Source organism: Caulobacter sp. 05L422 (genome assembly GCF_056397765.1).
Genome location: NZ_JBFTOB010000011.1, coordinates 56,838 through 80,891, shown reverse-complemented (window position 1 = coordinate 80,891; position 24,054 = coordinate 56,838). Strand labels below are relative to the sequence as shown.

Sequence of the window (24,054 nt, the reverse complement as noted above, 5' to 3'; positions counted from 1 at the left end):
TGTCAATCCTCAGTCGTAGTGACGCTCGGCGTCGCCTTCGTCCTCGATCGGACCTTCCGGCTCACCCACCATCGCCGGGGGATCGGCCAGGACCAGGCCCTCGGCGATCTTCACCTCGGGCACGGCGGCGCGGGTGAAGGGCAGGTACCAGGTCTGGCCGCCCAGGGCCGGGGTGATCTCCAGCAGGTCGTCGGCGCCGAAGTTCTGGACGCTCTTGATCTTGCCGATCAGGTCGTTGGTGGCCGCGTGGCGCACGGTCAGGCCGATCAGGTCGGCCAGGTAGAACTCGTCCTCGTCCGGCTCGGGCAGGCTCGAGCGGGGGACGTAGAGCCGCAGGCCGCGCAGGGCGTCGGCGGCTTCCTTGGTCTCGATCCCGACGCAGCGGGCGACGACGCCCTCCTTGGCCACGCGGGCGGTGGTCAGGGTCAGGGCGGTCGAGCCGTCCTGGCGCATCAGCACCTTGAACCTGGTCAGGGTCAGCGGGTCTTCGGTGAAGGTCGCGATCCGCACCTCGCCGCGCACGCCGAAGCCGCCGGCGACGCGGCCGACCAGGATCAGGTTCTGCGGGGACGACTGGGTCATGAGCGTATCGCGCAAAAGAAAACGCCGCCGCCAGGCGGGAGCCCGGCGGCGGCGCTTCCGAAGGCCTTAGCCTTCGGTGGTTTCTTCCGAAGCCGGGGCTTCTTCAGCGGCGGCTTCAGCGGCCGGGGCCTCTTCGGCGGCCGGAGCTTCTTCAGCAGCGGCTTCGACGGCCGGAGCTTCTTCGGCGACGACTTCCGGTTCCGGAGCCGGAGCGGCGGCGGCTTCAGCAGCGGCTTCGGCGGCGGCGATCTTGGCGGCTTCAGCGGCGGCCTTGGCGTCTTCCTTGGCCTGGGCTTCGGCGGCGGCGCGGTCGGCGTCGCGCTGGGTGCGCTCGGCGTCACGTTCCTGGGCCTTCTTGCCCGGCTTGGCCTTCTCGGGGTTGTTGCCGTGGGTCCATTGGACCAGGCCTTGGGCGGCCAGGAAGCGGGCGACGCGGTCGGTCGGCTGGGCGCCCTTGGCGAGCCAGGCTTGGATCGACTCGACCTTCAGGGTCACGCGCGCGGCGTCGTCCTTCTTGAGCAGCGGGTTGTAGGTGCCGACCTTCTCGATGAAGCGGCCGTCGCGGGGCGAGTGGCTGTCGGCGACGACGATCGAGTAGTAGGGGCGCTTCTTGGCGCCGCCACGGGCGAGACGGATCTTCAGCATATCGGTAGTCCTTGGTTCTGAGTTCTATTTCTTGAACGGGTTGAAACCGGGGGGCAGGCCGCCCAGACCGGAGAGGAGGTTGGGCTTGGCGTCGCCGCCGCCCCCGGATCCCGGAAGACCGGGGAGCCCCGGAGGGCCGGCAAGGCCCCCCGCGGAATTCTGATCGGGCGCGGCCGCCTTGCCGCCGCCCATGGCCTTGAGCCGGGACATGTCGCCGCCGCCCATCATCTGGGCCATGCGGGCCATGCCCTTGCCGCCGTCCTTGCTCATGGCCTTGAACATGTCGGCCATCTGGCGGTGCTGCTTGAGCAGGCGGTTGACCTCGGCGACGTCGACGCCGGCCCCGGCCGCGATCCGGCGCTTGCGCGAGGCGGCCAGGACGTCGGGCTTCTTGCGTTCCAGCTTGGTCATCGAGCCGATGATCGCTTGTTGGCGGCGGAAGATGCTGTCGTCGATGCCGCTCTCGGCGATCTGCTTCTTGACCTTCTGGACGCCCGGCAGCAGGCCCATGATGCCCTGCATGCCGCCCATCTTCTGCATCTGGCCCAGCTGGGCGGCCAGGTCGTTCAGGTCGAACTGGCCCTTGGCCAGCTTCTTGGCCATGCGCTCGGCTTCGGCCACGTCGAGGTCTTGGGCGGCCTTCTCGACCAGGGCGACGACGTCGCCCTGGCCCAGAATGCGGCCGGCGACGCGGCGGGCGTCGAACACGTCCAGCGCGTCGATCTTCTCGCCGGCGCCCAGGAACTTGATCGGCAGGCCGGTGACGTGGCGCATCGACAGCGCCGCGCCGCCGCGGCCGTCGCCGTCTGCGCGGGTCAGGATCAGGCCGGTCAGCGGCAGGCGCTCGTGGAAGGCTTTCGCCGTACGCACGGCGTCCTGGCCGGTCAGGCTGTCGGCGACCAGGATGGTCTCGGTCGGGTTGGCGATGCGGGCGATTTCCGCCGCCTCGCTCATCATCGCCTCGTCCAGCGTGGTGCGGCCGGCGGTGTCGAGGATCAGGACGTCGTAGCCGCCCAGCTTGGCGGCCAGCAGGGCGCGCTTGGCGATGTCGGCGGCGCTCTGGCCCGCGACGATCGGCAGGCTCTCGACCTCGACCTGCTTGGCCAGCATGGCCAGCTGTTCCATGGCGGCCGGGCGACGGGTGTCGAGCGAGGCGACCAGCACCTTCTTGCGCTCGATCTTGTTCAGCCGCAGGGCCAGCTTGCCGGTGGTGGTGGTCTTGCCCGAGCCCTGCAGGCCGGCCATCAGGATCACCGACGGCGGGTTCAGGGCCAGGTTCAGGCCGGTGGGGACCTCGCCGCCCAGCATGTCGACCAGACCGTCATAGACGATCTTGACCACTTGGTCGGCCGGTTTCACGGAGCGGATCACCGCTTCGCCAGAAGCGGCTTCCTTGGCCTTGCTGATGAAGTCCTTGACCACCGGCAGGGCGACGTCGGCTTCCAGCAGGGCGACGCGGACTTCGCGCAGCGCTTCGTCGACGTCCTTCTCGGACAGCACGCCGCGACCGCCGAGGCGGTCGAAGACCCCTGAAAGTCGCTCTGTAAGGCCGTCGAACATGCGGAACCCTGGCTTAAGACAACATCCAAACGCGATCAGCCCCCATGGACGATCACGTCGATGGGGGTCCTCGCCGTCCTCGTCCGGATGGATCCTGCGCTAGCAGGCCGGGGTCGTGACGGTGGAGGCGCTGCTGATGAAGCGCCGGAAGCGCGCGCTTATGCACGAAAGAGGGAGGAGAGTCAAAACGCTCAGCCTCTCAGTTCCAGCCCATTGCCCTCGGGGTCCGACAGATAGAGCGAGGTCGCCTCGCCGGTCGAGCCGTAGCGTTCGCCGATGTCGCCGATCGCCACGCCGTGGGCTTCCAGGTGGGCGCGGACCCCATCGACGTCGAAGTCGATCACCCGCAGGCACAGGTGGTCCATGTTGTGGCCGCCCGCGCCCGGCGCGGCGCCGCCCATTCGGCCCAGGCGCCCGGCGACGTCGACCAGGTCGATCAGCTGGGCGCCGGCCCGCAGCTGCACCAGGCCGATGGCGTCCTGCCGTCGCTCGACCGCGCAGCCCAGCACCTCGACATAGAACCGCTCCATGGCGACCGGGTCGCGGGCGCGGATCACCACGTGGTCGATGCCGAGCAGGCGCATGACGAAGTCCTCGGACGGGAAGCGGTCCCGTCCGAGGTATTCACCGCCCGTCCCGGAGGCAAGGCCGGTAGATCAGAGCAGCCAGCCGGTGGTCGACAGGCCGCCGCCCGAGACCAGCAGGGCGAAGTCCGACTCGGCGTCGCCGTCCAGGTCGCCCCAGATGACCGAGGCGCGCTCGAACAGCCCCGCCAGTCCGAACACCCCGACGTCGACGCCGCCCAGGGCGCCGATCGCCGAGAAGATGCTGGCGTAGCTGCTGACCATGATCTGGCCCGCTCCGGTGGCGGTGAGGTGGGAGACCAGGGAGAAGGCCTGGTCGCCGTCCAGCGTGCTGTTGGCGTCCAGGGCGCTGAAGTCGAACAGGTCGCCGCGGGCGTAGTCGCTGATGAAGTCGATCGACAGGTCGTTGTCGTCGAAGGCGGCGCTGTCGAAGACGAAGACGTCGTTGCCCGAGCCGCCGACCAGGATGTCGAAATCGCCGCCGCCGTTCAGCCGGTCATTGCCCGCGCCGCCCAGCAGGATGTCCTTGCCGCCCGCCCCGAACAGGCTGTCGTTCCCGGCCTCGCCGCTCAGCAGGTTGATGGCGTCGTTGCCCTCGATGACGTTGGCCAGGCTGTTGCCCGTGCCGAGATTGGCGTCGCCGGTCAGGCGCAGGTTCTCCAGGTTGGAGCCCAGGCTGTAGCTGATCGAACTCCAGACGGTGTCGCTCCCGCCGCTGGCCAGCTCGGTCACCGTGTCGCGCCAGCTGTCGACCACATAGCGGTCGTCGCCGGCCCCGCCGGTCATCTTGTCGACGCCCAGGCCGCCGTCGAGGATGTCGTTGCCCAGGCCGCCGAGAAGGATGTCGGCGCCGTCGCGGCCCTCCAGCGTGTCGTTGCCGGCGTTGCCGGTCAGGGTGTTGGCCGCGGTGTTGCCGATCAGCCGGTCCGAGCCGCTGCCTCCCACCCCGTTCTCGATCGTCGCGCCGTAGGCGATGCCGACATTGTCGGTCAGCCGGCCGACCACGGGGTTGGCGGCCAGCGCGGCCATGTTCGAATTGTAGGTCGCCTGGGCCACGGGGGCGTAGCCCGCCGCCGCCCGGTTGGCGTTGACCTGCTCGAACGACGGGGCGGTCTCGAAGGTCACGCCGCCGATGCTGCTGAGCGAGCCCGGGGTCAGGTCGATGATCTGGTCGGTCGCGTAGCCGGAGGCGTCCAGGGTGTCGATCCCGCCGGCGTCCCAGATGGCCATGATCGGGGCCGGGGTCTTGGTGAAGTCGTAGGAATCGCGCCCGGCGTTGCTGTTGAAGCCGTAGGTCGTATTGCCCGTCCGCGTGGTCATGTCGGCGCCGTAGATCGCCTGGATGGCGGCGATGTCGTGCACCAGCGGGGTCGCGGCGTAGACCGTGGTCGAGATGTTGAAGTCGAAGTGCCGCGCCCCGGTCTCGGCGGCGGCGAAGTAGGACATGATGCTGTAGGCGCGGCTGTCCTGATAATATTCGGCGTTGGCCGGGTAGGTGATGCTGACGCCGGGAGCGGCGTTGTAGTCGCCGGGGTGCTGCAGGCCCAGGGCGTGGCCGCTCTCGTGGGCCAGGGTGTGGATGCCGTAGAGGCCTTCGTCCAGCTGGAAGTTGCTGGGCTGGTTGGCGCTGATCCAGACGTCGCCGGCGATCAGGTCGGCGTTGTCGGGCGTGTAGTCGTACGGCAGGTAGGCATAGGCCTGGGTGCCGGGCCGGTTGGTGTAGTTGGCGAAGGTGATGTCGGCGACCTCGGGGGCGCTTTCCACCAGGGTCGGGGCGATCAGGTCGTCCCAGCTGGCCATGGCCTCGCGCGCGGCGGCCTTCTGGGCCTCGGTGAACGGCGCGAAGCCGAAATACTCGTTACGTCCGTAGAGCACGCCGTCCTCTTCATAGACGTAGGGCTCGGCGAACATGCTGTCGGCGGTGTGGAAGCCGAAGTTGAGCACGCTGACGTCGCCGTCGCGCGGCACGGCGTGGTCGATATTGCCCGGGGTCCAGCCGGCCCCGCCGCGATTGAGTTGCTCGATCACCTGCTCGATCGTGAACACCGGCTTGTCGCGGATCGTGCCGCCCTGGCCGTCCACCGAGGCGTCGACCGGCTGGACCGAGACGTCCAGGGCGGGGGCGACCGCGTCGGTCGGCCCGTTGAACACCGGGAAGCTGGTTTCGCGATGGAGGTCCTGGTCCAGGCTTTCGTCGTGGAGGCGCATCGGTTCTTCCCGTTTCTTGAGGTCAGGGGGCTCGTTGGGTCAGGGGGCCGGCCGTGAGCGCCACGGCAGGGTCTCGGCGAGGGCGGCGTTCACGGCCGCGTCGAACTGGGGGCCAGGGGGCGGGGCCGTGGCGCGCGGCGCGGCGCCGAACAGCTCGGACGGCGCCGCCGTGGCGCGGAAGACGCGCAGGCTGAAGACCAGCAGCGATCCGCCCTTGCCGTCGCCGGACTGAACATTGCCGTGGAACAGCAGGACGGCGGTGTCGGCGGCGATCAGGCCGGGATCGCCGGGCGCCAGCAGGACGACCGGGATCGGCGCCTTGTCGGCGGCCAGGGTCCTGACGCGGTCGCAGAGGGCGGCCTGCAGCCGGCGGCGGTCAGGCAGCCGGTCGGGATCGACCAGGCACTGGACGCCCAGGCGCTTGGCGCCGTCCCAGGCCAGGACCGGGGTCGAGGCTGCCGCCGGCCCGCCGCAAATCATGGCCCAGATCGGGGTAAGGGCGCAGGCCCATGCCATGAATTGTCGGAATGGCGACATGGATTTCCCGCAGCCGTTCGGTATGGGGCGTCATCGACCCCATCACCTTTGCGAGGAAATCAGCGTTATGCAAGCGTAACGTGTATTGTGAAGCTTACATATCTTGAGGTGTGCTCAAGCTTCGGTCGCGCGTCTAGCTGGCGGGCGAGGTGATGGTCGCGCCCGAGGCCTTCAGGCGGTCGAGCACGCCGTTGGCCGGCAGCAGGAAGGCCAGGTCGACGACGGCGATGGTCACGCCGGGGCGGTTCAGGGCCTCGTTCAGGGCGTCGGCCGACTGGCCGATCTGCTGGGCCAACAGGCCCGGACCGCCAGGCGCGCGCATCACGCAGCGCTGGGCCGCCGAGGTCGAATAGCGCGACCGCACGCTGCCCAGATCGCCGTTGGCCCAGTCGGTCCCGACGGTGGTGGCGTGGGCCGCCTCGTAGTCGATCTCGGACAGGGCGTCGCGCAGGCAGGCCAGGTTGGCGTCGTCCGACAGCTTGCCGGCGCTGGAGAGGATGGGGCCCAGGCGATACTGGCTCATCGCCTTGACCTTGACGCCCTTGGCCTTGGCCATGCGCTCGATGGTGCTGACCGGCTTGGCCTCGGACAGGCCCGCCGCCTGGCGGAAGTCCGACAGCAGGATGAAGCCCGCCACCGCCGGCTTCCAGTCCTTGTAGGGCACGGCCGTGCGCTGGGCCTGCTCGCGGGCGTTGACGAACCGGGCCAGAACGTCTGGCGGCAGGCGGTTCTCCAGCTTCTTGCCGAACGGCTGGCGCACGCCGCCGCCCCCGGTCAGGAAGAACTTGGTGATCTGCAGGGGCCCGACCGACGCCTCGGGCGGCACCAGCACCAGGCTGGCCTCGTCCATGGCGCGGTTCAGGCGCGGGCTGTCCCACTTCAGCTGGTGCGGCAGGGGCGGGGCGGAGCCGACCACATAGAGCTTGGCGCCGCCCTTCTCGACCAGCCACAGGGCCGGGCCGGGCGGCCGGGCGACCACCAACAGCTCCTCGACCACGGCGCTGCCGGGATCCTGGGGAAGCAGCTCGACGGTCTTGGGCGGCGGGGTCTGGGCCGACGCCGGGAGGACCAGGGTGGTGAAGGCGAGGGCCGCGCCGCCGATCAGCGCCGATATGCGTCGAACCATGACCGTCCTCGTCTCCTCAAAGCGTGGCTAGAGGATAGGTACTCTAGTGCCGTGGCGAAAGCGCGGCGGGCGGCAGGTCGCGCAGGGTCTGGGCCAGCAGCCGGCCCTCGGCGCCCCGGCTGGAGCCCGCCCGCCAAGCCACGACGATCTCGCGGCTGGAATGGTCGGAGTTCAGGGGCCGGATGGTGACCGGCGCGTTCTGGACCAGGCCGGCGGCCACCGCCATCGACGGCAGGAACGACACGCCCAGACCCGAGCCGATCATCTGCACCAGGGTGGGCAGGGAGGTGGCCGCGAAGCTTTCCTCGTCGCCGGGGACGCCGCGCGGCGGCTCCAGCCCGCAGGCGGCCAGGGCGTGGTCGCGCAGGCAGTGGCCGTCCTCCAGCAGGATCATGTCGTCGCCGCGCAGGCTGTCGGGATCGACCCGATCGAAGGCGGCCATGCGGTGGTTGGCCGGGGCGGCGGCCAACAGTTCGTCATCCTCGACGTGAGCCCAGTCCAGGCCGGTCATGTCGTAGGGCAGGGCGATCAGGGCGGCGTCCAGGGCGCCGGACTTCAGGGCGGCGATCAGCCGATGGGTCAGGTCCTCGCGCAGGTACAGCTTCAGCTTGGGGAACTGGTCGCGCAGGGCCGGCAGGGCGCGCGGCAGCAGATAGGGGGCGACGGTGGGGATCACGCCCAGGCGGAACCGACCGGCCAGCGGCTGGCCCGCGCCGCGCGCCGCCTGCACCAGATCCTCGGCCTGGGCCAGGATCGCCTCGGCCCGGCGCACCGCTTCCTGACCGGCCGCGGTCAGGATCACGCCCGAGCGGGCCCGGTCGACGACCGGGGCGCCCAGGATCTTCTCCAGCTCCTGGATCCCGGCCGACAGGGTCGGCTGGGTGACGTGGCAGGCCTCGGCCGCCCGGCTGAACGAGCCGTGCTCGGACAGGAGCTTCAGATATTGCAGCTGGCGCAGGGTGGGGAGCATGTCTGCAAGATAGGGGCGATCTATCGGAAATCAAAAGACAATTGACGATATCTTTGCTGCACCCGCGAAGGTCAGCAGAATCGGCGCATAGAGCGACCCTATCGGCGAGCATGAAACAATCGATTGGTCCTATCGATTTCCCTTGCGTACAAGGCCTTTGCAATTCCTGCAGGAGAACTTCATGTCCTTGATCAACACCCAGATCAAACCCTTCACCGCCCAGGCCTACAAGGGCGGCAAGTTCGTCGAGGTCAGCGACGCCGACCTGAAGGGCAAGTGGTCCGTCGTGTTCTTCTACCCGGCCGACTTCACCTTCGTCTGCCCGACGGAGCTGGAAGACCTGGCCGATAACTACGCCACGTTCCAACGCCTGGGCGTCGAGATCTACGCGGTGTCGACCGACACCCACTTCTCGCACAAGGCCTGGCACGACACCTCGCCCGCCATCGGCAAGATCCAGTACGTCATGGTCGGCGACCCGTCGGGCGCGATCACCAACAACTTCGGCGTCATGCGCGAAGGCGTGGGCCTGGCCGACCGCGGGACCTTCCTGATCGACCCGCAAGGCGTGATCCAGTTCGTCGAAGTGACCGCCGAAGGCATCGGCCGCAACGCCATCGAACTGCTGCGCAAGATCAAGGCCGCCCAGTACGTCGCGTCGCACCCGGGCGAAGTCTGCCCGGCCAAGTGGGAAGAGGGTGAAAAGACCCTGGCCCCGTCGCTCGACCTGGTCGGCAAGATCTAAGCACGCCTACAGCCTGTCGCGCCTTCGGGCCCGACAGGCGTCGTCCGCCGGTTCCGTCAGCCCACGGAGCCGGCGGCGACACCCCTCCAGTTTCCAAGAATCCGGCGTCGCGTCCCTCCCCGCGCGCCTACAGTCGGAGCCCGCCATGTTGGACGATGGTCTGAAGACCCAGCTGAAAGCCTATCTGCAGAACCTGCGCCAGCCGATCGAGCTGGTCGCCTCGCTCGGCGAGGGCCAGGGCTCCAAGGACATGCGCGCGCTGCTCGAGTCCGTGGCCGAGACCTCCGACAAGGTCAGCCTGAACCTGGCCGGCGACGACGCCCGCAAGCCGTCCTTCGCGATCACCCGGGCGGATGGAAGCGCCGACGTCCGCTTCGCCGGCCTGCCGCTCGGCCACGAGTTCACCTCGCTGGTGCTGGCCCTGCTGCACGTCGGCGGCCACCCGCCGAAGTTCGACGCCGAGGTCCTGGACCAGGTCCGCGCCCTGGAAGGCGAGTTCCGGTTCGAGACCTATTTCTCGCAGAGCTGCCAGAACTGCCCGGACGTGGTCCAGGCGCTGAACACCATGGCCGCCCTGAACCCCAACATCACCCACGTCGCCATCGACGGCGCGCTCTTCCAGCAAGAAGTGGAGGAACGCCAAGTCATGGCCGTGCCGACCATCCTGCTGAACGGCCAGCCGTTCGGCCAGGGCCGCATGAGCCTGGAACAGATCCTCGCCAAGCTGGACACCGGCGCCGTGGCGCGTGAAGCCGAGAAGATCAAGGCCAAAGACGCCTTCGACGTTCTTGTTGTCGGTGGGGGCCCCGCTGGGGCCGCCGCGGCGATCTACGCCGCCCGCAAGGGCATCCGCACCGGCGTGGCGGCCGAGCGCTTCGGCGGTCAGGTGCTGGACACCCTGGCCATCGAGAACTTCATCTCGGTGTCGCACACCGAAGGCCCCAAGCTGGCCTCGGCGCTGGAGCAGCACGTCAAGGACTACGACGTCGACATCATGAACCTGCAGAAGGCGGTGGGCCTGGTCCCGGCCAAGACGCCGGGCGGCCTGATCGAGATCAAGCTCGAGAACGGCGCCAGCCTGACCTCGCGCAGCGTGATCCTGGCCACCGGCGCCCGCTGGCGGAACATCAACGTGCCCGGCGAGGCCGAGTACAAGAACAAGGGCGTGGCCTACTGCCCGCACTGCGACGGCCCGCTGTTCAAGGGCAAGCGCGTGGCGGTGATCGGCGGCGGCAACAGCGGCGTCGAGGCGGCCATCGACCTGGCGGGCCTGGTCGCCCACGTGACCCTGATCGAGTTCGACAGCCAGCTGCGCGCCGACGCCGTCCTGCAGCGCAGGCTGGCCAGCCTGCCCAACGTGCGCATCGTCACCTCGGCCATGACCACCGAGGTGCTGGGCGACGGGAACAAGGTCACCGGCCTGACCTACAAGGACCGCAACCACGACCAGGTCCACACCGTCGACCTGGAAGGCGTGTTCGTTCAGATCGGCCTGGTGCCCAACACCGAATGGCTGAAGGACGCGGGCGTGGCCCTGACCCCGCGCGGCGAGATCGAGGTCGACCATCGCGGCGAGACCTCGCTGCCCGGCGTGTTCGCCGCCGGCGACGCGACGACCACGCCGTACAAGCAGATCATCATCGCCATGGGCGAGGGCTCGAAGGCGGCCCTGTCGGCCTTCGACTACATGATCCGCCTGGAGCCGGACGTTCCCGCCGAGCAAGAGGCCGCCTAGGGCGCGACCGACAGGGGGCGAAACGTCCCCGATCGGACTTTCATGAAGCCGCCGCGACCGCCTTTCTGGGCGGTTTCGGCGGCTTTCGTGTTTCTGGCTATGCGTCAATGCGCCTCTCGCCGAACGCGCGATCTTGACCTCGACAGCAATCTCGGGGGCGGGCTATCTTGTTAACGAATGGGCAAATGATTCTACGGGTCGGCACGGCCGAATCGGCGCGATGGGCGTCGTCCCGGGAATCGTAGGGGATGGGCAAGATGAGGCTGCTGTCGAAGGGCGATCGCAACACCAAGGGCGGCGTCAAACCCGTGATGCTTGCCGCCGAGAACGATCGTCCCGAGGGGGACAGCGACCGTCTGGTCGAGGCCACCCAGGCCATCGGCGTCCGCTATGAGACCATCCACGGCGGGCTGGACAGCATCAGCCGCGTGGTCGAGCACCTGCGGGCCATCGAGCCGCTGCTCTCCGAGATCCGCGGCCCGGTCGCCGAAGAGTTCGAGGCCCGCCGCGCCGAGCACGCCGAACTGATCGCCCTGCGCGCCGCCTTCGAACAGGCCGCCCGCCAACTGACCCACGCCCAGGCCGAGGAACGCGAGCTGTCCGCCAAGCTGGCGACCGCCGACGCCGCCCTTACCGAATCCGACGCGCGTCGCCAATCGCTGGACGTCGCCCTCGAGGACGGCGCCCTGGAGATCGACCGCCTGCGCAACGGCCTGCAGCAGTCCGAGCTGAAGGTCGGCGGCCTGGAGGCCTCGCTGCGCGACGCCACCGCCCGCGCCGAGCACCTGACCCAGGACGTCGAGACCCTGCGCGTCCAGACCCAGGACATCGACACCCGCCGCGGCGAGTCCGAGGCCGCCCTGGCCGCCGCCAAGCAGCAATCGGCCCTGCAGGTCGAAGAGCTGGGCACCCTGAAGAAGCGCCTTGAACAAGCCGGCGCCGACGTCGCCCGCCTGTCGCGCATCGAGACCGAACTGGAAGCCCAGGTCGCCGCCGAGCGCGCCCGCCTGCTGGCCGCCGACAACGCCCTGACCACCGTCCAGGCCGACAGCGCCCGCACGATCCGCGGCCTGGAAGCCCAGGTCGAGTCGGGCCGCGCCGAGGTTCTGGCCCTGCAGACCCGCCTGGAGACCGCGACCGGCCGCGCCGACAAGCTCGAGGAAATGAACGGCCAGATCTCGGCCCGCCTCAACGAGAGCAGCGCCCAGCAGCAGGCCGTCGAACGCCGGGCCGGCGATCTCAACGTCGCCCTGGAACGCGCCCTGGAACGGGTCCGCAATCTGGAGGACGAGGTCGAGGACCTGCGCGGCCGCCACGCCGGCGTCGACACCGCCCGCGCCGCCGCGATCGAGCGCGCCGACCAACTGGCCAAGACCGTCGTGGCCCACGAGAAGGCGCTCAAGCGCGCCGAGGAACGCGCCGCCCAACTGCGCACCCGCTTCGAGGCTCTCCAGGCTTCGGAAGACGAGACCCGCCGCGCTCACGACGACAAGGTCGCCGAGATGCAGACCGAGATCGAACGGATCCGCTCGGAGGCCGCCCTGGCCGAAGGCGCCCTGGAATCGGCCCGCCGCGACCGCTCGCGCCTGCAGATGGCCCTGCTGGGCGCCACCAGCGACGACGTCCAGGCCGCCGGCTAAACTTCGCGCCCGCCGCTTCGCCTAGGGCCCCGACCTCATCAGGTCGGGGCCCTAGTTGTTTGTCCCGCGTGTTTCTTCACGCGAACCGGAAGCCGCTTCCCTTGAGAATGCCCTAGGGCGTGGCCGCGGGAGCCGGAGCGGCCTTCTCGGCCGACATCCGGTCGAACACCTCGGGCGGCTGGCTGCGCAGCGTGTCCCTCAGCCGCTCCATCGGCGCCTGGCTTTCGGTGACCCGGCCGGTCCGGGGCCGATCGATGTCCAGCGTCAGCAGCAGCGAGATCGCCAGCAGCAGGAACAGGAACGCGGTCGCGCCGCGCCCTTCCTTGTTCGCCCCGGCATAGCCCAGCACCCCGGCCGACGTGACCACGTAGACGAACAGCACGAAGAACACCGTGCTGGGCACCCGGGCCAGCCGGGCGGCTTTCCGCGCGGAGTCCAGGTCGATCATGTTGTTCATGGTCTCCAGGTACGAACTGGAGAAATCCAGATGCTTGATCGAGGGCCAGGCCGCGAGCGTGGCGGTCCACAGGTCGGTCAACATCTGGTCGTTCTTGGCCAGCAGCGGCTGGACCTGGTCGGGCGGCGCCTTGGCCAGGAGGAGGCGGTTGTCGGTATAGTCCACCAGCATCTGGCTGATGCGGGCGCGGTCGACGGGTTCCAGCATCTGGGTGCGCAGATAGGTGGTGCCGATGGCGTTGGCCTCCTCAAGCACCAGCATCCGCCGCGCCTCGAAGCGGTCGACGGCCAGCGAGAAGGTGAAGCCCATCAGCAGGGCCAGCAGGCCCAGGGTGGCCGAGACGATGTAGCCTTCCTTGCCGCCGTCGCCCTCGTCCCCGCCTTCGCGTTTTGGCTTGGCGGTGCGCCGCTGCAGCCATTCGCCGAACAGCGACGCCCCGAACATGGTCGCCAGCAGGACCAGGCCGATCAACCAGGACGGCGTGGTCTCCAACCAGTTGGCGAAGGCGCCGTTCATCGCGCGGAGGCCTGACGGCCGGCCGGGGCGACATAGAGTCCGCTAGCCATCCTGGACCTCCCGGGGGATCGAAATCTCGCGCCGATCTTTCGACTCGACGTCCGGCTCCGCCATGGGGCGAAACCCTGGCGCGGCTGGTTCTTCCCCCGGATTTTCGACGGCTCCTGAAGACCGGGCTCATCTACCATAACGTTTATATATTGACGACTCACCCTTCGGGTGATCAGCCTGTGGCGAAGCTCGGGCCCATGACGCATGGCGCAGCCTTGCGCGGACCCGGCCAAAAGGGCGGAGGGCGTGATGAAAAGCTCAGGACCAAAAGGCTCGGGAACGGGACGGAAGAGCGGCTGGCGGGCGCTGGCCGCCGTGATGGTGTGCCTGGCGGGCGGGGGCGGCCTGTTCGTCGCCCAGGGCCTCAACGCGGCGCCGCCGCCCAAGCCGGCCTATCTGGCCGCCTTCCCCAACTTCGCGCCGAAGTTGACGCCGCAGATGCCGGGCGACGTCGACATCGCGCTGAAGACCCAGCTGGAAAAGGCCCAGAAGTTCTCCGAGGTCCAGCGCGAGTTCGACCTCTATTCCTGGCAGATGTTCCTGGCGCTGAACTGGCCCACCAACAGCCAGGGCGTGGCCGCGCCCAAGCTGACCGACACCCGGTTCGGCGCGCCGCACTGGACGCTGTGGCACAATTCCAGCTCGATCTTCCAGACCGACGGCGCCAAGCCGGCCGCCTGCGGCGTGTCGCCCAAGGCCCGGACCCTGACCCTGTTCCGGGGCGACCTGGGCAAGCCGGTCAGCAAGGGACTGGCGCCGTTCTCGGCCCAGGCCGTCGCCAACGCCGATCCGCGCGCGACCCGGTTCCTGGGCGTGCTGTCGGCGGTGGGCGAGCTGAACGCCGCCAATCTGGGCGACGACATCAACCAGGCGTTCTCGGGCCCGATGCTCGATCAGAACGGCGAGTTCGTTTATTACGAGATCATGATCGACCCCAACGAGGTCGGCTATCTCTGCGAAAACAGCCTGTACAACATCAACGGCCAGGTCGCCTTCTCCAAGGCCGGCAACAAGGTGGCCATGCCGCTGGGCACGCCCGGCAAGGACTGGAGCGGGTCGTTCGAGCTGAAGTTCGCCTGGCGGATCCTGAAGCCCGGCAAGGACGATTTCAGCCGCTTCCACACCAGCCCGGCGGTGGTCATCGACCAGGGGCCGGACGGCAAGCAGCTGGAGCGCAAGGTGACGGTCGGCCTGGTCGGCATGCATATCGGCCACAAGTCCACGACCTCGCCGCAATGGATCTGGTCCACCTTCGAGCAGGTCGACAATCTGGACGTCGACGCGGTGGCCCACCCCAAGCTGAACCCGTCGTTCGTCGATCCCAACTGCCCGATGTGCGCCGTCAACCAGCTGCCGCAGAAGGTGAAGGGCGTCTATCCGCGCATCCCGACCCAGGCCTGGCGCGGCATCCCGATCCCCGGCGACAAGGTCGCCCTGAACCGCCAGGCCCAGGCGGCCCTGAAGGCCCAGGGCTCGGTCTGGCAGTACTACCAGCTGATCGACACTCAGTGGCCGACCGACCCGACGGCGGGACCGGCCCCGTGGAACGGCGGCCTGCCGAACGCCATCGGCAACAAGCCGGGCGGGAATCCCACCCCGGTGTTCCTGACCAACGTCACCATGGAAACCTACTTCCAGAAGGGCAACCAGGTGGCGTGCAACGGCGAGGAACTGCCCAGCGGCCAGGACTGCCCCGCCTCGGGCGCCGCCCAGCCGCCGGTCTGGAACTCGGTGCTCAACAACCAGGGCAAGCCGGTGCCGCCGGGGATCAACACCCTGACCTTCCAGACGGAAAGCTGCATGGGCTGCCACTCGTCGGCCGGGGTCTGGACCTCGTACGATCCCAAGACCGGCAAGGGGAACCAGTCGGGCCAGCTGACCGCCGACTTCTCCTGGCTGCTCAGCCAGAAGGCCAGCTACGAGAAGTAGCTCCAGCCGCTGTCATCCCGGGCCTTGCGTCGGGATGACGGTCGCCGGCTAGGGCGCCTTGCCCGTTTCGACATAGGCCGTCAGGCGGTCGAACTGCTCGCTCAGCACGTGGTCGACGCCCGGCGCGATCTTGTCGAGACCGCCCTTCATGTAGCCGCCGACGTCGTAGGTCTGGGTCAGGGTGGTCTTGCCGTTGGTCTCCGACAGGGTCCAGCCCAGGTGGCCGGTCGCGCCGGACATCTGCAGCGGCCCCAAGGCGCCGAACAGCCGCAGCCCCTGGCCGGGCTGGGCGTAGACCACGGTCATGTGCATCACCGAGCCGCCGTTCGGCAGCTTCTCGCAGAAACAGCCGCCGCTCATCGGGGCCAGCGACAGGTTGGCCGACGAGCCCGACCAGGTGTGGTCCTTGCTCCACCACTGCGAGGGCTGGGCGAGGGCGGCGTAGACCTTGTCGGCCGGCGCGTTCAGCACGGCCGTGCGCTTGACTTCGAAGCCGCCCGGCTGGGCGTCGACGACCTCGGCGCGGGCGGTGGTGGCGGCCAGGGCGAGCGTGGCGGCGATCAGCAGGTGTTTCATGGGGTGGGGCCCTCCCGGTTGGAAGAAGGGTGCCGCCTGCGGTCTTCGCGTCAAGCCGCCACTTGCCCCCACCTGGCGGCTTCGCCGCCTGTCCGCCCCCATAGGGGCGGAGGCTCCCGCGCCGCGCCCTCTTCCCCCTGTGGGGGAAGACGGTCGCGAAGCGACCCGTAGGGGGCAAGTGTTAGCCGCTCAAACGCCAGCTCTAAGCCGCCTCGAACCTCAACGGCCCGCCCCAGAAGCTCTCCACCAGCCCGTTCTGCGGCCCCGGCGCGCCGGTGGTCAGGAACTTGCGCGAGCCGCCCGTCCCCGGGTCGAACTCCGGATGGCGCTGCAGGTACAGCTCCAGGGCGTCGGCCGTCGAGGCCGGCTGGTGGATGACCGGCGTGCCGGCCGGCAGGGCGGCGCGGAAGATGTCGGCGATGATCTCGTAGTGGGTGCAGCCCAGCACGGCGCGGTCCGGATAGCGGCCGATGCGGGTCTTCAGCGCCTGGACATAGCCCTCGACCGCCTTGGCCAGGTCCACGGCCCCGGCGTCGGCCTCGATCATCGGCACCAGGTCGGGGCAGGCTTGCGAGAACACCGCGATGTCCTGCTTGCGCTTGTCGATCTCGATCTCGTAGACGCGCGAACTGGTCGTGCCCTGGGTCGAGAACACGCCCAGCACGTCCAACTGCTCGACCTTGTCGCCGCGCCGCTCGGCCTCGTGCTCCCAGGGCAGGCCGGTGGCCGCCTCGATGGTCGGCACGATGATGCCCAGGATGTTGATCGGCCGGCCCAGGGCCTTGCGGTAACCCGGCAGCCAGGTCTGCTGCAGGCGGCGCAGGGCGATGGCCGAGGCGGTGTTGCAGGCCAGGACCACCAGGCTGGCGCCGGTGTCGAACAGGCGCTCGCAGCCGGCCCGGGTCAGGTCGACGACCTCCTCGCCCGGCCGCCCGCCGTAGGGCGCGTTGGCCTGGTCGGCCAGATAGGTGAAGTCCGCCTGGGGCAGACGGTTCACGAGGGCGCGGTGGACCGTGAGGCCGCCCACGCCGGAGTCGAAGACGCCGATGGACATGGATCTGGCTTACCCCGCCGCCGCCCGGCCGTCCACGCGGGCGCCTTGAGATTCTGGCGCCGGGCCCGTGCAGGTCCGGCGCCGGCACGAACCGGTCCCGGTCCAGAGGGGCGCGGGAGAGTTTCTGTCGTCGAATTCACGCTTCGTGGGACGAATTCCGCATGAAAGCGCTTAACGATGAGCCTCGCGGCGCTCTAGGGTTCAGCTTCCTTTCTCCGGAGACCCGCCCGTGAAGCGTCGTTCCTTCCTCGCCGCCGCCAGCGCGACCGCCCTGATGCCCATGATCGCCAAAGCCGCCACCCCCGCCGCCGCTTCCGCAAACCCCCTGCTGGCCCAATGGACGGGGCCGCATGGCGGCCTGCCGCCGCTGGACAAGGTCAAGCCCGAGCTGTTCGCCTCGGCCTTCGAGACGGCCATGGCCGAGCAGCGCCAGGAGATCTTCGCCCTGACCGCCAAGCGCATGGCGCCGACCTTCGAGGGCGTGATGGCCGCGTTCCAGGACTCCGGTCGGACCCTGAATCGGGTCGGCGCGCTGTTCGGGGTGTTCACCTCGACGATGAACGACGCGGCCATGCAGAAGGTCGAGGCCGAGAGCACGCCGAAGCTGGCGGCGTTCGGCGACGAGATCATCCAGAACGAGCAGCTGTTCGCCCGCATCAAGGCCGTCTACGACGCCCGCGAGACCTCGAACCTGACGCCCGAGCAGAAGCGCCTGACCTGGGTGGTCTACAACAGCTTCGCCCGCCAGGGCGCGGCGCTGGACGCCGCCAAGAAGGCCCGCCTGGGCCAGATCAACCAGGCCCTGGCCAGCCTCTACACCAAGTTCAGCCAGAACGAGCTGGCCGACGAGGAGGGCTACACCCTGGAGCTGGCCGAGGGCGACCTGGCCGGCCTGCCGGATTCGGTGAAGGCCGGCGCGGCCGCCGCCGCCGAGGAAAAGGGCCTGAAGGGCAAGTGGCTGATCACCAACACCCGCTCGTCCATGGAGCCCTTCCTGGTCTATTCCGATCGCCGCGACCTGCGCGAGAAGGGCTGGAAGCTGTGGGTGTCGCGCGGCGACAACAACGACGCCCACGACAACAAGGCGGTGATCACCGAGATCCTCAAGCTGCGGGCCGAAAAGGCCCAACTGCTGGGTTTCGAAACCTACGCCCATTGGATCACGGCCGACCAGATGTCCAAGACCCCGGACGCGGCCATGAACCTGATGATGCAGGTCTGGAAGCCGGCCGTGGCCCGGGTCCACGAGGAAGTGGCCGACATGCAGAAGGTCGCCGACGCCGAAGGCGCGACCTTCAAGATCGCCCCCTGGGACTATCGCCACTACGCCGAGAAGGTGCGCAAGGCGCGCTACGACCTCGACCAGAACGTGGTCAAGCCCTACCTGCAGCTGGAAAAGCTGCGCGAGGCCATCCACTGGGCGGCGGGCCAACTCTACGGGTTCAGCTTCACCCAGATCACCGACGTGCCGGTCTGCCATCCCGACGTGCGCGTCTGGGAAGTGACCAAGGGCGGGCCCAATGGGAAACAACGCGTGGGCCTGTGGTACTTCGACCCCTATGCGCGGGCCGGCAAGCAGTCGGGCGCCTGGATGAGCGAGTACCGCAGCCAGGAGAAGTTCAAGGGCGTGATCACCCCGATCGTCTCCAACAACTGCAACTTCGTGAAGGGCAAGCCCGGCGAGCCGGTGCTGATCTCGTGGGACGACGCCGTCACCATGTTCCACGAGTTCGGCCACGCCCTGCACGGCCTGAACTCGGACGTGACCTATCCGACCCTGGCCGGCACCAACGTGGCCCGCGACTTCGTCGAGTTCCCCAGCCAGCTGAACGAGCACTGGCTGCCGACCAAGCCGGTGCTTGAGAAGTTCGCCGTCCACTACCAGACCGGCAAGCCGATCCCGGCCGATCTGGTGGCCAAGATCGAGAAGGCCAAGACCTTCAACCAGGGCTTCTCGACGGTCGAGTACCTGGCCTCGGCGATCTACGACATGAAGATCCACCTGGCCGCCAAGGGCCAGGCCATCGACCCGGAAGCCTTCGAGAAGTCGGCCCTGACCGAGATCGGCCTGCCGTCCGAGATCGTCATGCGCCACCGGCCCACCCAGTTCGGCCATATCTTCTCGGGCGACGGCTATTCGGCCGGCTACTACAACTACATCTGGGCCGACACCCTGACCGCCGACGCCGCCGAGGCGTTCGAGGAGGCGCCGGGCGGCTTTTACGACAAGGCCGTGGCCAAGCGCCTGCACGACGACATTATGAGCGTGGGCAACACGATCGACGCGGGCGAGGCCTTCCGCCGCTTCCGCGGCCGCGACGTGAAGATCGGCGCCTTGATGCGCAACCGCGGCTTCCCGGTGCCGCCGGGCGCGTAACCACGATTGGGGACAGGCGCATGCGCCTGTCCCCGGCCACGATCTGTCTAGATCGATTTCAGATATATCGGAAAACACTCTTGACGTTCGGCCAATCCGATATATCTGTAAGTTCGATATAACGAAACAGGATCTAAAACCTACATGTTTGGACGTCATCCCCACCACGGCCGCCACGGCGGTCATCACGGCGCGCCCTTCGGCCGCCATCCGTTCGGCTTCCACGGCCACGAAGGCCATCATCGTCGCGGCGGCCGCATGGGCCGGTTCTTCGATCACGGCGACCTGCGCCTGGTCGTGCTGAAGCTGATCGCCGACAAGCCCAGCCACGGCTACGAGCTGATCAAGGCCGTCGAGACCGCCGCCGGCGGGGCCTACACCCCCAGCCCCGGCGTGATCTATCCAACCCTGACCCTGCTGGAAGAGCTGGGCTACGTCACCGCGGCCGACGCCGGCGGCGGCAAGAAGCTCTACACGATCACCGACGAGGGCCAGGCCTTCCTGGAAAGCAACAGCCAGCCGGTCCACGGCCTGTTCACCCGCATGGCCGAAGCCGCCGCCCAGAGCGCCGCCTTCTCGCCGCAGATCATGCGGGCCCGCGAGAACCTGAAGACCGCCCTGCGCCTGAAATTGACCTCCGGCTCGCTGACCCCCGAACAGGTCGCGGCGATCGCCAAGGTCATGGACGACGCGGCCGCGGCCATCGAAGGGGTCTAGCCCATGCAGAGCCATGCCCGCCTGAACACCGACAAGGGCTCGCGCTACATGATCCAGCTGGCCAAGCATTGGGGCCACAGGTTTGAGGTGACGTACGACGACATCTCGGCTCTGATCCCGCTGCCGCTGGGGACCTGCAGCATGCTGGCCGACCCCGAGGGGCTGGACGTCACGATCGAGGCGGCCGACCTGGAGGGCCTGGCCCGGCTGGAGGACGTCGTCGCCGAGCACCTGCTGCGCTTCGCCTTCCGCGAGCCGGTCAAGCGCCTGGGCTGGACCCGCGCCTGGGAGGCGGGCCGCATCGACCCGCCGGCCCTGCGGATCAACGCCGTTTCGTCCTAGCTTGAACATCGAGGGCGTGACGGACGCCGAACCGGCATCCACTTTCAGCTGTCACGCCCAAAGCTAGACCGCCGTCACATTTTCGAGATTGTCCTGGGACAGCCGATCAAACTTGCTTGCGCGTGCCTCGGAACAGGGGTTTCATCCGACTCAAGCTCCAGTAGAGAGCTTTGGAGGAAACCATGGGTCATGTGGTTCGCGGCGTTGCGTATCGCGCGCGGCAGGACGGCCGTCAGGGTCGCCTGGGCTGGCTTCTGCTTATTTCCGGCGTCAATCTCATGCTCTGGAGCTGCGTGATCGCGCTGATCGCACGGGCTTCCTAGACATCACCGGAGCGTGACGTTCAGCGCAGCCCGCGCAGGACGTCGATCCGTCGCATCGCCTTGCCCGGCAGGGCTGACACCGCCCCCAGCGGCAGGGCCTCGGCCACCTCGCGCAGGCTGTAGGCCGCCGTGCGCGCCAGGGTCGAAACCGACGGCGCGCCCAGGAACCCGAACATCACGCCCTGCTGCCGGTTCGACAGCTCGCGCTTGAAGCGATAGTCGCCGGCCCCGAGGTCCAGGCGCTTGTAGGGCCCGGTGTCCAGGTCCCGCAGGATGTCCTGGAACAGCAGCAGGCCCGGCGAGTAGCGCTCGAACTTCGGGTCGTGGGCGATCAGCCAGCCGTGGATCGTGGCGCCGCCCCGCAGGTGGAAGTGCACGGCCGCCAGTTCGTCGCCCAGGTGCAGGGTGTAGAGCCCGCCGCCGAACGCCGGGTCGCGGGTCTCCAGCAGTTCGTCCATCAGCCGCATGACCCAGGCCGTCTTGAACAGGTCTGTCTGGCCGGTGGCGGCCAGCTGGGCGCGCTTCCAGGCGATCAACTGCGCGTAGTCGGCGCGGGAGTCCGACAGGGCGGTGAAGCGGGCGGGGCCGACCTCGCGCTCGACCTTGCGGCGCTTCTTGTCGATGTCTTTCAGCGCCCCCACCCCGGCCGCCTTGCGTTCGGCCTCGTAGGCGGCATAGCCGTCGGCGACCTCGACCACCCAGGAGACGTCCCGTCCGCGGGCATGGCCCTGGAAGGCCGGATCCTCGGCCAGCATGTGGCAGAAATCGTAGCGTGACACGCTCAGGACCTGGAGCATGGCGCGCGGATCGGCCCGGAAGCCGTCGCGGGCCACCAGGGCCTGGTAGTCGCTCATCGGCGCGCCGGCCGGCATGGCGGTCGAGCCGCGCTTGCGCACGGCCAGGAAAGCGGCGGGATCGCCCGCCGGATCGTATTGAACCGCGACCTGCACGCCGCCGGCCGGGCCCTGGGCGCGGGCGACGGCCTGGGCCCACAGCGGCGACAGGAACGGGCTGTCCAGGCGCGCCTCGCCGGCCTGCACGGCCGACCAGGCCGCGTGGACCTCCGCGGGCAGTTCCAGGGCGGGGAAGACGTCGATCTTCAAGGCAACCTCGAACCGGCTCGAGAGCGGCCGGATAATCGACGGCATCCTGACGGGGATAGATTGAACTTGGGTTTACAGCGCGGGGACCCCGGCTTGGGGTCAGTCCATCAGCTTCTTCGACAGATAGATGTACTCCAGCGCCTGGCGACGCGCGGTCTCGGCCAGGTTGGCGCTGGCCGCGTGGCCGCCGTCGATGTTCTCGTAATACAGCACCGGATAGCCCAGTTCCTCCAGCCGGGCCGCCGCCTTGCGGGCGTGGGCCGGATGGACGCGGTCGTCCTTGGTCGAGGTCTCGATGAACACCTCGGGATACTTCTGGCCGGCCTTGAGGTTGGAATAAGGGTCGTACTTGGCGATCACCGCCCGCTCGGACGGGATGGCGGGGTCGCCGTACTCGCCCACCCACGAGGCGCCGGCCCCGATCTGGGTATAGCGGATCATGTCGAACAGCGGCACCTGTACGACGATGGCGTTGTAGAGCTCGGGCCGCTGGGTCAGGGCCACGCCCATCAGCAGGCCGCCGTTGCTGCCGCCCATGATCCCGAGGCGCCGCGGCGAGGTGATCTTGCGGGTGATCAGGTCCTGGGAGACGGCGAAGAAGTCGTCATAGACCTTCTGGCGGTTCTCCTTGAGGCCGGCGTTGTGCCAGGCCGGACCGAACTCGCCGCCGCCGCGGATGTTGGCCACCACGTATGTGCCGCCGCGCTCCAGCCACAGCTTGCCCATCACGCCCGAATAGGCCGGGGTCATCGAAGCCTGGAAGCCGCCATAGGCGTAGAGCAGGGTCGGGGCGGTCCCGTCGTACTTCACGCCCTTGGGCCGCACGACGAAGTACGGGATCTTCGTCCCGTCGGTGCTGGTCGCCTCGAACTGCTCGACCACGTGGGTCGAGGCGTCGAAGCGGGCGGGCGAGGCCTTGACCTGCTCCAGCTTCAGCGACGCGGCGTCGGCCAGCCAGTAGGTCGAGGGCGTCAGATAGCCGGTGACGCTGACGAACAGCCGGTCGTCCTTCTGCGAGGCCGAGCCCAGGCCGATCGTCGAATTGGTCGGCAGGGCCAGCTTTTGCGAGGTCCAGCCCTCGGGCCCATGGCTGTAGACCAGGGCCCCGCCGGTGACGTTGTCCAGCAACCCGACCACCAGCTTGTCGCGGGTGGAGGTGACGCCCTCCACCGACTGCCTGGCGGTGGGGCGCAGGACCAGCACGGGCGCGGGCTTGGCCGGATCGGCCTTCAGGGCCGCCAGGTCCAGGCTGAGCAGGTCGCCGGTCTTGAAGCCCTTCTCGGGCCAGTCCTGTTCCAGCGACATCACCACCTGGCCGGCGACATAGCCCTGGACCGAGTGCTTGAGCGGGAAGGGCAGCTTCACCGGTCCCGTGTCGGTCAGCAGATAGGTTTCGGCCTCGAAGAAGCTGACCGCGCGACTGGCCAGCACGGCCATGACCTTCCCGTCGGGGTCGGTCAGGGTGTAGGCGGAGGCCGAGACGTCCTCGGGCGTTCCCCGGAACAGCTCCTTGGCGTCGGCCAGGGCCTGGCCGCGCTTCAGCGCCTTGACCACGTAGGGATAGCCCGACTTGGTCACCTGGCCCGGCTCCCATTCGCGGGCCACCAGCAGGGTGTCCTTGTCCAGCCAGCCGACGTTCTGCTTGCCTTCGGGCAGGACGAAGCCGCCGGGGACGAACGCCTTGGTCGTCGTGTCGAACTCGCGGATCGTCACCGCGTCCTTGCCGCCGTTCGACAGGTTGAGCAGGCAACGGGTCTCCTCGGGCGCCAGGCAGCCCGCGCCCTTGAACACCCAGTTGGCGTTCTCGGTCTTGGACAGGGCGTCGATGTCGAGGAGCGTCTCCCACTGGGGCTCGGCGGTGCGGTAGCTCTCCAGCGTCGTCTTGCGCCAGATGCCGCGCACATGGTCGGCGTCCTGCCAGAAGTTGCGCAGGGAGCCGTCGCCGGCGAACGACACGCCCGGCACCCGGTCCTTGGCGTTGAGGATGGCCAGGGCCTGGCTTTCCAGCCCGGCATAGCGGCTGTCGCCTTGCAGGATCGCCAGGCTGCGGGTGTTCTCGGCCTTGGCCCAGGCCAGCGGCCGCTCGCCCTCGATCTCCTCCATCCACTTGTAGGGATCGTCCTTGCCCAGCTCGGCCAGGGGCGTGCGGGCTTCCGTGTCGGCGGGAGCGGGATCGGCGGCTTGGGCGGCTGTGGTCATGAGGCTCGTGGAGGCGAGGAGGACGAGAAGCAGTCTGCGCATCTGGGGATCCGGCGGCTGTCGTGACAGGGGCGCCGC

At 68.7% G+C, this 24,054-nt stretch carries 21 protein-coding genes; 8 read left to right on the top strand and 13 right to left on the bottom strand.

The annotated features are described in order from the left end of the window. Nucleotides 1–9: 9 nt before the first annotated feature. The 8 genes from rimM to AC1DMQ_RS12075 form a co-directional block, all read right to left on the bottom strand. Nucleotides 10–582: a ribosome maturation factor RimM gene (gene rimM / locus AC1DMQ_RS12110; protein WP_477033814.1), complete on the bottom strand. Its 573-nt coding sequence runs from the start codon at nucleotides 580–582 to the stop codon at nucleotides 10–12. 66 nt (nucleotides 583–648) lie between these two features. Beyond that, entirely contained in the window at nucleotides 649–1,227 is a 579-nt protein-coding gene (gene rpsP / locus AC1DMQ_RS12105; protein WP_477033813.1) for a 30S ribosomal protein S16, read from the bottom strand. 24 nt (nucleotides 1,228–1,251) lie between these two features. Next, on the bottom strand, nucleotides 1,252–2,787 hold the full coding sequence (gene ffh / locus AC1DMQ_RS12100; RefSeq protein WP_477033812.1) for a signal recognition particle protein: 1,536 nt from the start codon (nucleotides 2,785–2,787) through the stop codon (nucleotides 1,252–1,254). Nucleotides 2,788–2,978: 191 nt separating this feature from the next. Further along, the gene (locus tag AC1DMQ_RS12095) at nucleotides 2,979–3,371 is read right to left on the bottom strand and encodes a VOC family protein (protein WP_477033811.1); all 393 of its coding nucleotides are present in this window, start codon (nucleotides 3,369–3,371) and stop codon (nucleotides 2,979–2,981) included. Between the two features lie 72 nt (nucleotides 3,372–3,443). Then, nucleotides 3,444–5,579 carry a M10 family metallopeptidase C-terminal domain-containing protein gene (locus tag AC1DMQ_RS12090; protein ID WP_477033810.1) on the bottom strand — a complete coding sequence of 712 codons (2,136 nt, stop codon included), beginning with the start codon at nucleotides 5,577–5,579 and terminating at the stop codon, nucleotides 3,444–3,446. A gap of 39 nt (nucleotides 5,580–5,618) precedes the next feature. After that, nucleotides 5,619–6,095 (bottom strand): hypothetical protein, encoded by a 477-nt coding sequence (locus tag AC1DMQ_RS12085; protein ID WP_477033809.1) that lies wholly within the window; start codon nucleotides 6,093–6,095, stop codon nucleotides 5,619–5,621. A 154-nt stretch (nucleotides 6,096–6,249) separates the two neighbouring features. After that, on the bottom strand, nucleotides 6,250–7,242 hold the full coding sequence (locus AC1DMQ_RS12080; RefSeq protein ID WP_477033808.1) for a TraB/GumN family protein: 993 nt from the start codon (nucleotides 7,240–7,242) through the stop codon (nucleotides 6,250–6,252). A gap of 43 nt (nucleotides 7,243–7,285) precedes the next feature. Further along, the gene (locus tag AC1DMQ_RS12075; protein ID WP_477033807.1) at nucleotides 7,286–8,212 is read right to left on the bottom strand and encodes a hydrogen peroxide-inducible genes activator; all 927 of its coding nucleotides are present in this window, start codon (nucleotides 8,210–8,212) and stop codon (nucleotides 7,286–7,288) included. Between the two features lie 181 nt (nucleotides 8,213–8,393). Here AC1DMQ_RS12075 and ahpC point away from each other — a divergent pair, with 181 nt between their 5' ends. From ahpC to AC1DMQ_RS12060, 3 genes are all read left to right on the top strand, one after another. Then, nucleotides 8,394–8,957 (top strand): alkyl hydroperoxide reductase subunit C, encoded by a 564-nt coding sequence (ahpC, locus tag AC1DMQ_RS12070; protein ID WP_477033806.1) that lies wholly within the window; start codon nucleotides 8,394–8,396, stop codon nucleotides 8,955–8,957. Between the two features lie 145 nt (nucleotides 8,958–9,102). Continuing rightward, complete coding sequence (gene ahpF / locus AC1DMQ_RS12065; RefSeq protein WP_477033805.1) at nucleotides 9,103–10,692, top strand: alkyl hydroperoxide reductase subunit F; 1,590 nt, start codon at nucleotides 9,103–9,105, stop codon at nucleotides 10,690–10,692. A gap of 257 nt (nucleotides 10,693–10,949) precedes the next feature. Continuing rightward, the gene (locus AC1DMQ_RS12060; RefSeq protein WP_477033804.1) at nucleotides 10,950–12,332 is read left to right on the top strand and encodes an intermediate filament-like cell shape determinant CreS; all 1,383 of its coding nucleotides are present in this window, start codon (nucleotides 10,950–10,952) and stop codon (nucleotides 12,330–12,332) included. Between the two features lie 112 nt (nucleotides 12,333–12,444). Here the strand turns inward: AC1DMQ_RS12060 and AC1DMQ_RS12055 are convergent, their stop codons facing one another. Continuing rightward, a complete protein-coding gene (locus AC1DMQ_RS12055; RefSeq protein WP_477033803.1) occupies nucleotides 12,445–13,305 on the bottom strand; it encodes a bestrophin-like domain in 861 nt (286 codons plus the stop codon). A gap of 300 nt (nucleotides 13,306–13,605) precedes the next feature. On the opposite strand from AC1DMQ_RS12055, the gene AC1DMQ_RS12050 reads away from it, so the two are divergent. Further along, nucleotides 13,606–15,285: a hypothetical protein gene (locus tag AC1DMQ_RS12050; protein WP_477033802.1), complete on the top strand. Its 1,680-nt coding sequence runs from the start codon at nucleotides 13,606–13,608 to the stop codon at nucleotides 15,283–15,285. A gap of 48 nt (nucleotides 15,286–15,333) precedes the next feature. On the opposite strand, the gene AC1DMQ_RS12045 is transcribed toward AC1DMQ_RS12050, so the two are convergent. Further along, nucleotides 15,334–15,861: an SRPBCC family protein gene (locus AC1DMQ_RS12045; protein WP_477033801.1), complete on the bottom strand. Its 528-nt coding sequence runs from the start codon at nucleotides 15,859–15,861 to the stop codon at nucleotides 15,334–15,336. A gap of 202 nt (nucleotides 15,862–16,063) precedes the next feature. Continuing rightward, nucleotides 16,064–16,915: a glutamate racemase gene (locus AC1DMQ_RS12040; protein ID WP_477033800.1), complete on the bottom strand. Its 852-nt coding sequence runs from the start codon at nucleotides 16,913–16,915 to the stop codon at nucleotides 16,064–16,066. 229 nt (nucleotides 16,916–17,144) lie between these two features. On the opposite strand from AC1DMQ_RS12040, the gene AC1DMQ_RS12035 reads away from it, so the two are divergent. From AC1DMQ_RS12035 to AC1DMQ_RS12020, 4 genes are all read left to right on the top strand, one after another. Further along, nucleotides 17,145–19,292, top strand: coding sequence for a M3 family metallopeptidase (locus AC1DMQ_RS12035; RefSeq protein ID WP_477033799.1), 2,148 nt, complete (start codon nucleotides 17,145–17,147; stop codon nucleotides 19,290–19,292). Nucleotides 19,293–19,436: 144 nt separating this feature from the next. Further along, nucleotides 19,437–20,009 carry a PadR family transcriptional regulator gene (locus AC1DMQ_RS12030; RefSeq protein WP_477033798.1) on the top strand — a complete coding sequence of 191 codons (573 nt, stop codon included), beginning with the start codon at nucleotides 19,437–19,439 and terminating at the stop codon, nucleotides 20,007–20,009. A 3-nt stretch (nucleotides 20,010–20,012) separates the two neighbouring features. Further along, the gene (locus AC1DMQ_RS12025) at nucleotides 20,013–20,351 is read left to right on the top strand and encodes a DUF2218 domain-containing protein (protein WP_477033797.1); all 339 of its coding nucleotides are present in this window, start codon (nucleotides 20,013–20,015) and stop codon (nucleotides 20,349–20,351) included. A 182-nt stretch (nucleotides 20,352–20,533) separates the two neighbouring features. After that, a complete protein-coding gene (locus AC1DMQ_RS12020; RefSeq protein ID WP_477033796.1) occupies nucleotides 20,534–20,674 on the top strand; it encodes a hypothetical protein in 141 nt (46 codons plus the stop codon). 20 nt (nucleotides 20,675–20,694) lie between these two features. Here the strand turns inward: AC1DMQ_RS12020 and AC1DMQ_RS12015 are convergent, their stop codons facing one another. Together AC1DMQ_RS12015 and AC1DMQ_RS12010 are read right to left on the bottom strand one after the other, a co-directional pair. Beyond that, nucleotides 20,695–21,777, bottom strand: a complete 1,083-nt coding sequence (locus tag AC1DMQ_RS12015; RefSeq protein WP_477033795.1) for a GNAT family N-acetyltransferase — start codon at nucleotides 21,775–21,777, stop codon at nucleotides 20,695–20,697. Between the two features lie 99 nt (nucleotides 21,778–21,876). After that, a complete protein-coding gene (locus tag AC1DMQ_RS12010) occupies nucleotides 21,877–24,018 on the bottom strand; it encodes a prolyl oligopeptidase family serine peptidase (RefSeq protein ID WP_477033794.1) in 2,142 nt (713 codons plus the stop codon). Nucleotides 24,019–24,054 lie beyond the last annotated feature (36 nt).